Origin of the sequence: Streptomyces sp. NPDC056296 (assembly GCF_042268605.1) — a bacterium.
Taxonomy (GTDB): Bacteria; Actinomycetota; Actinomycetes; order Streptomycetales; family Streptomycetaceae; genus Streptomyces.
Window position 1 is genome coordinate 1 of the sequence record NZ_JBHJRX010000045.1, and the last position, 13397, is coordinate 13397.

Here is a 13397-nt window from a genome sequence, read left to right on the forward strand (position 1 = left end):
ACGATCTTCTGGCCGTAGACCTCGCCCAGCGCGCCGCCGAAGACGGTGAAGTCCTGGGAGAAGACGGCGACGGGGCGGCCGTCGACGGTGCCGTAGCCGGTGACGACGCCGTCGCCGTAGGGGCGGTTGGCGTCGAGACCGAAGTTGGTGGAGCGGTGCCGGGCGAACTCGTCCAGCTCGACGAAGGACCCCTCGTCGAGGAGGAGGTCGATGCGCTCACGGGCCGTCAGCTTGCCCTTGGCGTGCTGCTTCTCGACGGCGCGTTCCGAACCGGCGTGCGTCGCTTCCTCGATACGGCGCCTGAGGTCCGCGAGCTTGCCCGCGGTCGTGTGGATGTCGGGCTGCTGCTCTTCCGGCTCGGACATCGGGATGCGGCTCCCTGCCTGCTCAAAAGGGGGGACGGTTACTCGTTCGTAGAGTAGTAGGGGGCCTTCCGTTCGGCAGTGCGGTGTTTCCCACACCTAGTGTGGGTTGCATGACGCCCCGAGATGCCTCTGACTCCCCGGACAACCGGTGGTCCGACCTGGACCGGCCGCCCCTCAACACCACGGCCCTGCGCCGGGGGCTGGTGCGGGAGGGAGGGCTGTGGCGGCAGGTGGACGTGGTGCAGCGCACCGGCTCCACCAACTCCGATCTGGTGGCCCGTGCCGCCGAGGGGAAGCTGGACGAGGGGGTCGTCCTCGTCGCCGAGGAGCAGAGCGCCGCGCGTGGCCGCCTTGACCGGCAGTGGACGGCACCGGCCCGCTCCGGGCTCTTCTTCTCCGTACTGCTGCGGCCCGCCGAGGTGCCGGTGACCCGCTGGGGCTGGCTGCCGCTGCTCACCGGCGTCGCGGTGGCGACGGGGCTGTCCCGGGCGGCGGGTGTCGATACGGCCCTGAAGTGGCCCAACGACCTGCTGGTGACGGTCGGCGACGAGGAGCGCAAGGCGGGCGGCATCCTCGCCGAGCGGGCCGGGGACGACGGGGTCGTCATCGGCGTGGGCGTCAACGTCACCCTCCGGGCCGACGAACTCCCGGTGCCGCGGGCCGGGTCCCTGGCGCTGGCCGGGGCCGTGAACACCGACCGGGATCCGCTGCTGCGGGGGGTACTGCGGTCGCTGGAGGACTGGTACGGGCGGTGGCGGGCGGCCGAGGGCGACCCGGCGGCCAGCGGGCTGCAGGAGACGTACGCGGCGGGGTGCGCGACGCTCGGGCGGGTGGTGCGAGCGGAGCTTCCGGGGGACCGGTCGATCGTGGGGGAGGCGGTGGCCGTGGACGGGGACGGGAGGCTCGTGCTGGCCACCGAGGCGGGGGTGCAGGAGCCGGTGGGGGCGGGGGACATCGTGCACCTGCGGTCGGCGTGAGTGCGCCCACTCGCGCGGCGGGCCGCCGCCGGCGGCTCGCCGGGAGTGAGCTGGGGCACACCTGACGTAAAGTTGGGGCCGGTCGAACCTGACCGCAGCAGATCGGAAGGGCAGCAGGCGTGACCGTCGACGACACGGGCTCCGGCGCGGACGGGGGCGGCCGGGTGGACCCCGAGCCCGACCCGGAGTCCGCCGACTCCGGCGAGGACCCGCTCGCGCTGCGCCTCGAAGGGCTCATTCTGGGCGCCGAGCGCCGCTACACCCCCTTCCAGGCCGCCCGCAGTGCGGGTGTCTCCATGGAGCTGGCCTCCCGTTTCTGGCGGGCCATGGGCTTCGCCGACATCGGCCAGGCCAAGGCGCTCACCGAGGCGGACGTCCTCGCGCTGCGGCGCCTGGCCGGTCTGGTGGAGGCGGGGCTGCTCAGCGAGGCCATGGCCGTTCAGGTGGCCCGGTCCACCGGGCAGACCACCGCCCGGTTGGCCGAGTGGCAGATCGACTCCTTCCTGGAGGGTCTGACCGAGCCCCCGGAGCCCGGGATGACGCGCACCGAGGTGACGTATCCCATCGTCGAGCTGCTCCTGCCCGAGCTGCAGGAGTTCCTCGTCTACGTCTGGCGGCGCCAGCTCGCCGCCTCGGCCGGCCGGGTCGTCCAGGCCGGTGACGACGAGGAGATGGTGGACCGGCGTCTCGCGGTCGGCTTCGCGGACCTGGTCGGCTTCACCCGGCTGACCCGCCGGATGGAGGAGGAGGAGCTCGGCGAGCTGGTCGAGGCCTTCGAGACCACCTGCGCCGACCTGGTGGCCGCACGCGGCGGCCGGCTGATCAAGACCCTCGGCGACGAGGTGCTCTACGCCGCGGACGACGCCGGAACGGCCGCCGAGATCGCGCTGCGTCTCATCGAGACGATGGCGAACGACGAGACCATGCCGGAACTGCGCGTCGGCATCGCCTTCGGCACGGTGACCACCCGGATGGGCGACGTCTTCGGCACGACCGTCAACCTGGCCTCCCGGCTCACCTCGATAGCCCCCAAGGACGCCGTCCTCGTCGACTCCGCCTTCGCGCAGGAGCTGATCCGTACGCGCGACGCCCCGGCCTCGGAGGCGACGGCCGCCGAGGAGGCCGCCGCCGCCGAGAAGGAGGGCGAGGAGCCGCCGGCGTACCGCTTCGGGCTCCAGCCGATGTGGCAGCGGCCGGTGCGCGGTCTCGGCGTGGTGGAGCCGTGGCTGCTCACGCGGCGGGGCGACGGCGGGGAGTCGTAGGGCCTGCCGGTGCCCGTCAGCCGTCGCCGTCGAGCAGGTCCACGCACAGGCCGATGACCGGCACGCACAGACCCGGAGGGTCCGGCTCCGGCGCCGGGGCGGGCGCGGGCGGGGTGCTGCGGTCCGGGGGCGGGGCGGTCGTGGGGCGCGGTGCGGGGGTGTCCGGCCGCGGTGGCTGCGGAGAGCCCGGAGGCGGTGGCGGCTGCGGGGTGTGAGCGGGCGGCGGAGCCTTGTCGTCCGTGTTCGCGGAGTCCGGGACGGTCGTCGCGGAGGGGAGCGCGGCCGAGGTGCGGCTCGCGAACGGCCCCGGACCCGGTATGAGCCCCGGTCCCGGGGAGCCGCTCAGACCGCCCATGGCCGAAGTCGCCGACGGGCTCACCTCGGGCGGACCGGCGGTGCTCGCGGCGGCGGGCGTCGTCGCCGGGTCCGACGCGGTGCCCCGGCCCCCTCCCGTTCCCCCGCCCGTCTCCACGCGCGGCCCGGCCTCGGCGCCGTATCCGTCCACGTCGCCGCCGCCGGGCTCGGGCAGCAGGCGTACGAGGCTCAGGGCGCCGGCCGCCAGTGCGAGGCCGCTGGCGGCGAGTACCGCCTTGCGGGGGCGGGCCCTGCGGTGCCGGCCACGGGTGCCCCCACGATTTCCCCACGGGTGTCGCGACTTCGTCGGTGTGCCGGTCGTGCCGGTCGTCGTCATGTTCCCTCCCCGGTGCGCACGCGCCCCCGCTGCGCCGTGGCGGGGCGACGCTATGGGCTGCCGCGGGCCGGGACACGGCGGTCGGCTGGATGTCACCCGAACGGGTAAGCGGGCGGGGAGGGGCGAGCGGGTGCGTCCGGCCTTTCGCCGAGAGGGGCCGCCTGCGATGATCGGGTGGTCGACTTGTTAACACGCGTTAACCGGAGGGTGTCATGAGCGAGGAGCGGTTCGGAGAGTTCGTCCTGGTGCGGCGGCACGGGGACGGACATGTCGCGGAGCTCGCGCTCGACCGGCCGAAGGCCATGAACGCCGTCTCCACCGCGATGGCCCGGTCCGTCGGGGCGGCGTGCGCGGCGCTGGGCGAGGACCGGAGCGTACGGGTGGTGGTGCTGACCTCGACCCACGAGCGCGCGTTCTGCGTCGGCGCCGACCTCAAGGAGCGCAACTCCTTCACCGACGCCGACCTGCTGCGGCAGCGGCCGGTGACGCGGGGGGCGTACACCGCGGTGCTGGAGCTGCCGGTGCCGACGGTCGCGGCCGTGCACGGGTTCGCGCTGGGCGGCGGCTTCGAGCTGGCGCTGTCGTGCGACGTGATCGTGGCCGACCGCACGGCGGTGGTGGGACTGCCCGAGGTGTCGGTCGGGGTGATTCCGGGCGGCGGCGGTACGCAGCTGCTGCCGCGCCGGGTGGGGGCGGCGCGCGCCGCCGAGCTGGTGTTCACGGCGCGGCGGGTGGCGGCCGCGGAGGCGCGCGAGCTGGGGCTGGTGGACCAGCTGGTGGACGAGGGCCGGGACCGGGAGGAGGCGCTGGACCTCGCCTCCCGGATGGCCGCGAACTCACCCGTGGGGCTGCGGGCGGCCAAGCGGGCGCTGCGGCTCGGGCACGGTCTTGACCTGCGGGCCGGGCTGGAGGTCGAGGACGCGGCGTGGCGGTCGGTGGCGTTCTCGGGGGACCGGGCCGAGGGGGTGGCGGCGTTCAACGAGAAGCGGGCGCCGCGGTGGCCGGGGGAGTAGCCCGGCTGGTCCGTCTCCCCGGCTGTCCGGTGTCCGCATCGCAGGTGGGCGCCCCCGTTCGCACCGCTTGAGTCCCGTTTCGACCTGAATCTCCCTAGCCTGGAGTGATGGGTGACGACAGGCGGCTCGCGGCCGTGGTGGCACTGGCGCAGGGCATGGCCGCCGCGCACAGCTCGCGTGAGGCATGGCGGGCGGCGGCCGTCGGTGCGTGCCTGGCGCTGGGCGGCAGCTTCGCCGCGCTGTCGGTGTGGGAGCGCGAGCTGGGCCGGCTCCGGGTCCTCGTGAACGTCGGCCGCCGGGCCGAGGGCGAGGAGGAGTTCCCGGAGGACGAGTCCTATCCGGTGCACCAGTTCGCGGAGATCACCGAGTTTCTGCACGAGCGCTGGGCGGGCGGCGGTGAGCCCGACGCCTGGGTCGAGACGGCCGAGGGCCCCGCCGCCGGGCGTCCCGGGTACGTCCACCAGCGCGTCGCCGCCCTGCGCCGCCGGGGACGCGGCTGCTGCGTGGTCGCGCCGATCGTGCTGCACGGCCGCGCCTGGGGCGAGCTGTACGTGGCCCGTCCGGTGGGCGAACGGGTCTTCGCGCGGCCCGACGCCGACTTCGCCACCGTGCTGGCCTCGGTCGTCGCCGCCGGTATCGCCCAGACCGAGCGGCTGGAGGAGGTCCGGCGCCTCGCGTACACCGACGCGCTCACCGGGCTGGCCAACCGCCGCGCCGTCGACACGGCACTGGACGAGGCCGTCGAACGGCACCGCGAGGAGGACGTCGTCGTCAGTCTCGTCGTATGCGATCTGAACGGCCTCAAGCAGGTGAACGACACACACGGGCACGCCGTGGGCGACCGGCTCCTGGAGCGTTTCGGGTCGGTGCTGTCGCTGTGCGGGGCGATGCTGCCGGGGGCGCTCGCCGCGCGGCTCGGCGGGGACGAGTTCTGTCTGCTCGCGGTCGGGCCGTCCGCCGACGAGGTGGTCAAGGCGGCCGAGGAGCTGTGCCGTCGCGCGGCCGAGCTGGAGCTGGGTGACGGCGTGGCCTGCGGGGTCGCGTCCACGGAGGATCCCGTAGGCCCCGTGCGCTCCGCCCGCAGGCTCTTCCGGCTCGCCGACGCCGCCCAGTACCGGGCCAAGGCCGAACGTTCCGCCGGGCCGGTCGTCGCCGGCCGGGAGGGGCCCGACGACCCCGTCGTGCGGCTCGCGGACGAGCCGTCGCGGGAGGAGGGCGGGGAGCGTCGGCGGTTCCGCGGGCGGCACTCGCCGTGACCCGGCGCCGGTAAGGGGCGCAACCGGCGCGCATCCGTGACGTATCCCCTCGTGACATCATCGAATTCAGTGCGTACGCTCCTGAATATGGATATGCACAGTGTGGTGGTGGGGACCACCGGAGTCACCGCGTCCGACGTCCTCGCCGTGGCGCGGGACGGCGCCCGGGTCGAGCTCTCCGGCGAAGCGGTGGCCGCCCTGGCCGCGGCCCGCCAGATCGTGGACGCGCTGGCCGCCAAGCCGGACCCCGTGTACGGCGTGAGCACCGGTTTCGGCGCCCTGGCGACCCGGCACATCAGCCCCGACCTGCGGGCTCAGCTGCAGCGCAACATCGTCCGCTCGCACGCCGCCGGGATGGGCCCGCGCGTCGAGCGCGAGGTGGTCCGGGCGCTGATGTTCCTGCGGCTGAAGACCGTCTGCTCCGGGCACACCGGCGTCCGCCCAGAGGTCGCGCAGACCATGGCCGACGTGCTCAACGCCCAGATCACCCCGGTCGTGCACGAGTACGGCTCCCTCGGCTGCTCCGGCGACCTCGCCCCGCTCTCGCACTGCGCGCTCACCCTCATGGGCGAGGGCGACGCCGAGGGCCCCGACGGCACCGTACGGCCGGCCGGCGAGCTGCTCGCCGAGCACGGGATCGCCCCCGTCGAGCTGCGCGAGAAGGAGGGCCTCGCCCTCCTCAACGGCACCGACGGCATGCTCGGCATGCTGGTCATGGCCCTCGCCGATCTCGACACCCTCTACAAGTCCGCCGACATCACCGCCGCGCTGACCATGGAGGCACTGCTCGGCACCGACAAGGTGCTCGCCCCCGAGCTGCACGCCATCCGCCCGCACCCCGGGCAGGCCGCCAGCGCCGCCAACATGGCCGCCGTGCTCGAGGGCTCCGGCCTCACCGGGCACCATCAGGACGACGCCCCCCGCGTCCAGGACGCCTACTCGGTGCGCTGCGCCCCGCAGGTCGCCGGGGCCGGACGCGACACCATGGCGCACGCGGGCCTGGTCGCCGAGCGTGAGCTGGCGGCGGCCGTGGACAACCCCGTGGTCCTCCCCGACGGACGCGTGGAGTCCAACGGCAACTTCCACGGCGCCCCGGTCGCCTACGTGCTCGACTTCCTCGCCGTCGCCGTCGCCGACCTCGGCTCCATTGCCGAGCGGCGCACCGACCGGCTCCTCGACAAGAACCGCAGCCACGGCCTGCCGCCGTTCCTCGCCGACGACGCGGGCGTCGACTCCGGTCTGATGATCGCCCAGTACACGCAGGCCGCCCTGGTCAGCGAGTTGAAGCGGCTCGCCGTACCGGCCTCCGCGGACTCGATCCCGTCCTCCGCGATGCAGGAGGACCACGTCTCCATGGGCTGGTCGGCGGCGCGCAAGCTGCGCACGGCCGTCGACAACCTCACCCGGGTGATCGCCGTCGAGCTGTACGCCGCCACCCGCGCGATCCAGCTCCGCGAGGGGCTCACCCCCGCCCCGGCCTCGCGGGCCGTCATCGACGCCGCACGGGCGGCCGGTGTCGAGGGTCCAGGACCGGACCGGTTCCTGGCGCCCGATCTCGCCGCGGCGGACGCGTTCGTACGCGCCGGGCACCTGGTCACGGCCGCGGAGAAGGTCACCGGGCCGCTGCGGTAGGGCCTCATCCGCCGGACGGGCCCTGGTCGAGCCGGCGAAGTCAGAGGGGCCCTGTCGGGAGGACGGGGCCCCTCTGCGCTGTCACCGGAGGGCCGGCAGCCCTCGAACGGTCAAAAGAGCCAAAAGAACGTCAAGCGCTGTCAAAAATCAAGGCGTTCCCGGCGCACCGAATACCCGACGAACCCGGCGCCGAGACCGAGGCAGAGGGCGCCGCCGACGACGTACGGCGTGCTGTCGAAGCTTCCGGTGTCGGCCAGGCGGGCGGAGCCCTCACCGGTGGCCGCCGCGCCCGTGGACGCGACTCTGGCCTGCTCGGTGACCTGCGGAGACGGGCTCGCGGAGGCGGCCTTGAGTACCGGTGTGTCGGGTGTCGCGTTCGCGGACGGGACGAACCACAGGGCGCACAGCAGGCCGCCCGCGGCGGCGGCGGTCAGCAACGGTCGGCGAGCGGATGACACGGAATATCGATCCCCTTGTGGCGCTGGCGAATTGGCCGTGTGGGCAGATGTTAGTGAAAGTCGCGGGTCACAGGAAAGTCACGGGAGCGGTCGGCCTTACGCTCCGGGCATGAGTACTCCAGAGACATCACGTTTTGTACGGATTCGCGTCGAGCTCGTTCTCGAGATCGACGACGAGGAGGCCGTCACCGGGGCCGCGCTGCAGTCGCTCGCCGACGACGCCGACCTGCCCGAGGCGGAAAGGGTCCACGCCGAGCGTGCTGTGACGGAGGACACCGCGGAGGCCCTCGCCCACCTCGTGGACCCGTTCGACCTGGTCAGTGCGGTGCCCGGAGTCGAGCTCCAGCAGGCCTCCTGGAGCAGCGAGCAGATCGACTACGACCCCGATTCGCCCGAGTGGGACCTGGACGAGGAAGATAGCGACGAGAACGACCCGGAAGACGATGAAATGACGGTCGGCTGACGCAGTGCGGGGAAAAACGTGACCCCGGGCGGCAACCGTCACCCGGGGTTTCGTCGTCTCAAGGGGCGCACTGACCGACCCCGCACTGCCCCCGCCTCCGCGGCAAACGTGGTATGCCCCACACCCGCGAGCGATGTGGAACGGGACGAACCGGTCGTAGCGTTGAAGTTCTTGACGGGGAATCTCGGGGTTTCCGGACTCGGCAACGATGGAGAAGCGTGTGATGACGGACGGTAAGCGGCGCAAGGGTCTGGCGGCCGCGTCCGCACTGCTCGGCGGTGTGCTGGTGCTCTCGGCATGTTCCAGTGGCGACGCCGACACCTCCGGGAGCGGGGACGGCAGGACCTCGCAGGCCGAGGCCGACGAGGCGGCGGCCAAGAAGTCGTCCGAAGCCCAGATCAAGATCACGCCCAAGGACAACTCGGACAACGCCTCCATCAACAACTCCGCCGGCGTCACCGTGAGCAAGGGCACGCTCACCGAGGTGAAGATGACCGCCTCCGACGGCACCGAGGTCAGCGGCGAGATATCCGCGGACAAGACCAGCTGGAAGCCCAGCGGTCAGCTGGAGCGGGCCACCACCTACAAGCTGACGGCGACCGCGAAGGACTCCGAGGGCCGCGCCGCCCACGAGAACGCGTCGTTCACCACGGTCTCCCAGAAGAACAGCTTCATCGGCACCTTCACCCCGGACGACGGCAAGACCGTCGGCGTCGGCATGCCGGTGTCGATCAACTTCGACAAGGAGATCACCGACAAGGCCGCCGTCCAGAAGGGCATCACGGTCAACACCAGCAGCGGCCAGGAGGTCGCCTGCCACTGGTTCAGCACCCAGCGCATGGACTGCCGCCCGGAGAACTACTGGCAGGAGGGCTCGACCGTCACCCTCAAGCTGGCGCTCGACGGGGTCGAGGGCGCCGACGGCGTCTACGGCGTCCAGCAGAAGTCGGTCACCTTCAAGATCGGCCGCAACCAGGTCTCGTACGTCGACGCGAAGACCAAGCAGATGAAGATCACGCAGGACGGCAAGACCGTCAAGACGATCCCGATCTCCGCCGGCTCCCCCGAGAACAAGACCTACGAAGGCCAGATGGTGATCTCCGAGAAGTTCGAGGAGACCCGGATGGACGGCTCGACGGTCGGCTTCACCGACGACGACGGCAAGGGCGAGTACGACATCAAGGACGTGCCCCACGCCATGCGCCTGAGCACCTCCGGCACCTTCATCCACGGCAACTACTGGAGCAAGGGCATCTTCGGCAACGCCAACACCAGCCACGGCTGCGTCGGTCTGGCCGACACCCAGGGCGCCGACGACCCGAACACGCCGGGCGCGTGGTTCTACAACAACTCGATCATCGGTGACGTGGTCGTCGTCCAGAACACCGGTGACAAGACCATCGCCCCGGACAACGGCCTCAACGGCTGGAACATGGACTGGGCCCAGTGGAAGGCGGGTTCGGCGGTCTGACGCCGAACGCACCGCGGCATACCGCGACTTCGCTTCATCCGACGCCCGTCGCCCCTCATCGGGGCGGCGGGCGTCCGTCGCTCAACACGACTGACACGTAACGGAGTTCGCGCGAACGCGTAACGCCGGACGGCGATCTCGTAACAGTTGGCAGGCGGTTTCCCGACCGTCCCCGCAGTCGCCGTTCGCGGTCTTGAGCGGCTGATCTTCCCTCGGCATACTCCGACTTCCGGGGGAGCACGCGCGTGCGAGACCACCCCCGGCCGGGTGAACGGGGAATTCTCCCGGTACTTCCGCAAGGGGGAACTTTGCGCAGACAAGTGAAAAAGGCCGGCGCGGCCACGGTCGCCACGGCCGCGGCCGTGGCCCTCGCGGCGGGCATGACCGGCCCGGCAGCGGCGGACGGGGCACGGACGGCGGACGGGGACCGTACGGCGGCCTCGGCGCGGGCCGAGACCGCCCGGACCGGTGCTCCGCGGGCCGCCTCCGGCACGGCCAGGCACCACGTCACGCTGATCACCGGCGACCGGGTCGCCGTCGACGCCAAGGGCCGAGTCGTCGGCCTGGAGCGGGCCGAGGGCCGCGAGCACATACCCGTCCAGATCCGCCGAGCCGGCGGGCACACCCTCGTCGTCCCGGCCGACGCCGCCCGCCTGGTCGCCACCGGCAGACTGGACCGGCGCCTCTTCGACATCACCGAGCTGAACAAGGCCACCACCCGCAAGGCCCAGAAGAAGGGCCTGAAGGTCATCGTCGGCTACCGGGGCAGCGCGCGGGCCACCAAGGCCGACGTCCGCGACGCGGGCACCCTCCGCCGCGCCCTCACCTCCCTGAACGCCGACGCCGTACAGACCCCGCACGAGAACGCGCCCGAGCTGTGGGACGCGGTGACCAACGGAGAGAAGACCGCCTCCGGCATCGCGCACGTCTGGCTCGACGGCGTCCGCACGGCCAGCCTCGACAAGTCCGTCCCGCAGATCGGCGCCCCCAAGGCATGGGCCGCCGGCTACGACGGCAAGGGCGTCAAGATTGCCGTACTGGACACCGGCGTCGACACCACCCACCCCGATCTGAAGAACCAGGTCGTCGCGTCCAAGAACTTCTCCGTCTCGCCCGACGCCACCGACAAGTACGGTCACGGCACCCACGTCGCCTCCATCGCCGCCGGCACCGGCGCGAAGGCGGGCGCCACGTACAAGGGCGTGGCCCCCGGCGCCAAGCTGCTCAACGGCAAGGTGCTCAGCGACGACGGCTTCGGCGACGACTCCGGCATCCTCGCCGGCATGGAGTGGGCGGCCGCGCAGGGCGCCGACGTCATCAACCTCAGCCTGGGTGGCGGCGACACCCCGGAGATCGACCCGCTGGAAGCCGAGGTCAACAGGCTCTCCGCGGAGAAGGGCATCCTCTTCGCCATCGCCGCCGGCAACGACGGCGAGTTCGGCGACCGTACCGTCGGCTCCCCGGGCAGCGCCGCCGCCGCACTGACCGTCGGCGCGGTCGACGACGGGGACAAGCTCGCCTCCTTCTCCAGCACCGGCCCCGGCCTCGACGGCGCGATCAAGCCCGACGTGACCGCGCCCGGCGTCGACATCACCGCCGCCTCCGCCAAGGGCAGCCTCATCGCCCGCGAGGAGGGCGAGAAGCCCGCCGGATACGTCACCATCTCCGGTACGTCCATGGCGACCCCGCACGTCGCGGGCGCCGCGGCCCTCCTCAAGCAGCAGCACCCCGACTGGACGTACGCCGAGCTGAAGGGCGCGCTGACGGGATCGGCGAAGGGCGGCAAGTACACGCCCTTCCAGCAGGGCTCGGGCCGTATCCAGGTCGACAAGGCGGTCAAACAGACCGTGATCGCCGACCCGGTGTCGGCCACCTTCGGCACCCAGCAGTGGCCGCACGCCGACGACAAGCCGGTCACCAAGCAGGTGACCTACCGCAACCTCGGCACCAAGGCCGTCACGCTGAAGCTCACGTCGACCGCCACCGACCCCAAGGGCAAGGCGGCCCCCGCCGGCTTCTTCAAGCTGGGCGCCGGCTCGGTCACCGTCCCGGCGGGCGGCAAGGCCTCCGTGGCCCTCACCGCCGACACCAGGCTCGGCGGCACGGTGGACGGCGCCTACTCGGCGTACGTCACGGCGACCGGCGGCGGGCAGACCGTCCGCACGGCCGCCGCCGTGGAGCGCGAGGTGGAGTCGTACGACGTCACGCTGAAGGCCCTCGGCCGCGACGGCAAACCCACCGCGAACTACGAGACCGACCTGACCGGCGTCTCCGGCCTCGCCACGGACGCCTGGTTCACCCCGTACGAGGCCGACGGCACCGTCACCGTGCGTGTGCCCAAGGGCACCTACATCCTCAACTCCTCGATCCGCGTGAGCGACGACCCGGAGAAGTGGAAGGGCGCCGACTGGATCGCGCAGCCGAAGCTCGACGTCACGAAGAAGACCGCCGTCACCCTCGACGCGCGCACCGCGAAGCCGGTGAACATCACCGTGCCGGACAAGGCAGCGAAGCCCGAGTTCGCCTCCGCGGACTTCACGGTGGAGGCGGGCGGCAACAGCTACAGCTACGGCTGGTGGCTGGACTCCTACGCGGGCCTGCGCACCAAGCACCTCGGCCCGCGGATCACCGACGGCTCGGTCAGCCAGCAGTGGGACGGCCACTGGACCAAGGGCGCCAAGGAGCAGTACGACACCGTCGCCGGCGGCACGGTCAAGCAGCTCGCCACCGGCTACACCCGGCACTACAAGGCGGGCGAACTGGCCACCCTCAAGGCCGGCCTCGGCGCCTCCGCGAGCGGCAAGAAGGGCGCCGTCTCCGCGACCGGCTGGCTGCCCGGCGGCATCGGCGCCTCCTCGATCGGCATCGAGCAGCGTCTGCCCGGCACCCGCACCCTGCACCTGTCCACCGGGAGCGGCGTGACGTGGGAGCTCGGCTTCGAGCAGTACGGAGGCCGGGACGCCGACGGCTTCCCGGTCGTCGAGGCCGGCTACACGCTCGGCACCCCGCAGCGCTACAAGGCGGGCAAGAACTACTCGGCGACCTTCAACACCGCCGTCTTCGGCCCGCGCCTCAACGCCGACTTCGGCCTCCACCGGGACGGCAACACCATCACCGGCACGGTCCCGCTCTTCGCCGACGGCAAGGGCCACGCCGGCTCCTCGGCCTTCACCTCGGTCGCCACCACGCTCTACCGCAACGGCACCAAGGTCGGCTCCCACAAGGACCCGCTGTTCGGCGAGGGCGAGTTCAAGGTGCCCTCCGGTGACGCCCGGTACCGGCTGACGACGTCGGTCAAGCGTTCCGCCAAGGTCGCCGCGGCCTCCAGCCGCATCGACGCCAGCTGGACGTTCCGCTCCAAGAACACGGCCGAACGCACCGAGTTGCCCGCGTCCACCGCCCGCTTCGCCGCGGCCACCGGCCTGGACAGCAAGGTCACGGCCGGCAAGACGGTCACCGTCCCGGTCACCGTCGAGGGCGCCGCCGCGGGCCGCAACCTCAAGTCCCTCACGGTGCACGTGTCGTACGACCACGGCAAGACCTGGAAGAAGGTCACCGTGAAGAAGGGCAAGGTCGGCGTCAGGAACCCGGCGAAGGGGAAGTCCCTCTCCTTCCGCGCCACGATCGTCGACAAGAAGAAGAACGAGTCGGTGATCTCGATCTACGACGCGTACTACGGCAAGTAGGTCCTCCACGAGCGGCCTGGGCGGAGACCACGGGGGCCCGGCAAGGCATCAACAACACCCCAGCGAGCACCCCCACCCCCCTCCCCCGCCTGCTCTCTTTTTCTCTGTCTCTCCCTCAGCACC

Annotated in this window: 11 protein-coding genes; 8 read left to right on the plus strand and 3 right to left on the minus strand. The window is 72.2% G+C overall.

Annotated elements, in window-relative coordinates:
* Window positions 1–365 (minus strand): carboxyl transferase domain-containing protein (locus ACFCZF_RS28865; protein WP_376674123.1); only part of this gene is annotated, 365 nt, incomplete at its 3' end.
* 110 nt (window positions 366–475) lie between these two features.
* Here ACFCZF_RS28865 and ACFCZF_RS28870 point away from each other — a divergent pair.
* Both ACFCZF_RS28870 and ACFCZF_RS28875 read left to right on the plus strand, forming a co-directional pair.
* Window positions 476–1342 carry a biotin--[acetyl-CoA-carboxylase] ligase gene (locus tag ACFCZF_RS28870; protein ID WP_376674124.1) on the plus strand — a complete coding sequence of 289 codons (867 nt, stop codon included), beginning with the start codon at window positions 476–478 and terminating at the stop codon, window positions 1340–1342.
* Window positions 1343–1461: 119 nt separating this feature from the next.
* Window positions 1462–2604 carry an adenylate/guanylate cyclase domain-containing protein gene (locus tag ACFCZF_RS28875; RefSeq protein ID WP_376674125.1) on the plus strand — a complete coding sequence of 381 codons (1143 nt, stop codon included), beginning with the start codon at window positions 1462–1464 and terminating at the stop codon, window positions 2602–2604.
* A gap of 16 nt (window positions 2605–2620) precedes the next feature.
* On the opposite strand, the gene ACFCZF_RS28880 is transcribed toward ACFCZF_RS28875, so the two are convergent.
* Window positions 2621–3295 carry a hypothetical protein gene (locus ACFCZF_RS28880; RefSeq protein WP_376674126.1) on the minus strand — a complete coding sequence of 225 codons (675 nt, stop codon included), beginning with the start codon at window positions 3293–3295 and terminating at the stop codon, window positions 2621–2623.
* A gap of 212 nt (window positions 3296–3507) precedes the next feature.
* Here ACFCZF_RS28880 and ACFCZF_RS28885 point away from each other — a divergent pair, with 212 nt between their 5' ends.
* The 3 genes from ACFCZF_RS28885 to hutH all read left to right on the plus strand — a co-directional run bounded on the left by ACFCZF_RS28885 (window position 3508) and on the right by hutH (window position 7196).
* The gene (locus ACFCZF_RS28885) at window positions 3508–4308 is read left to right on the plus strand and encodes an enoyl-CoA hydratase/isomerase family protein (protein ID WP_376674127.1); all 801 of its coding nucleotides are present in this window, start codon (window positions 3508–3510) and stop codon (window positions 4306–4308) included.
* A 107-nt stretch (window positions 4309–4415) separates the two neighbouring features.
* On the plus strand, window positions 4416–5564 hold the full coding sequence (locus ACFCZF_RS28890; protein ID WP_375924242.1) for a diguanylate cyclase domain-containing protein: 1149 nt from the start codon (window positions 4416–4418) through the stop codon (window positions 5562–5564).
* A gap of 93 nt (window positions 5565–5657) precedes the next feature.
* A complete protein-coding gene (gene hutH, locus ACFCZF_RS28895; RefSeq protein ID WP_376674168.1) occupies window positions 5658–7196 on the plus strand; it encodes a histidine ammonia-lyase in 1539 nt (512 codons plus the stop codon).
* A 140-nt stretch (window positions 7197–7336) separates the two neighbouring features.
* Here hutH and ACFCZF_RS28900 read toward each other — a convergent pair whose 3' ends face one another.
* Entirely contained in the window at window positions 7337–7654 is a 318-nt protein-coding gene (locus ACFCZF_RS28900) for a hypothetical protein (protein ID WP_376674128.1), read from the minus strand.
* Between the two features lie 109 nt (window positions 7655–7763).
* Between ACFCZF_RS28900 and ACFCZF_RS28905 the strand changes: the two genes are divergently transcribed.
* From ACFCZF_RS28905 to ACFCZF_RS28915, 3 genes are all read left to right on the plus strand, one after another.
* On the plus strand, window positions 7764–8117 hold the full coding sequence (locus ACFCZF_RS28905) for a hypothetical protein (RefSeq protein WP_376674129.1): 354 nt from the start codon (window positions 7764–7766) through the stop codon (window positions 8115–8117).
* A 223-nt stretch (window positions 8118–8340) separates the two neighbouring features.
* The gene (locus tag ACFCZF_RS28910) at window positions 8341–9588 is read left to right on the plus strand and encodes an Ig-like domain-containing protein (protein WP_375924236.1); all 1248 of its coding nucleotides are present in this window, start codon (window positions 8341–8343) and stop codon (window positions 9586–9588) included.
* A 380-nt stretch (window positions 9589–9968) separates the two neighbouring features.
* Window positions 9969–13274, plus strand: a complete 3306-nt coding sequence (locus tag ACFCZF_RS28915; protein WP_376674169.1) for a S8 family serine peptidase — start codon at window positions 9969–9971, stop codon at window positions 13272–13274.
* The last annotated feature ends 123 nt before the right edge of the window (window positions 13275–13397 follow it).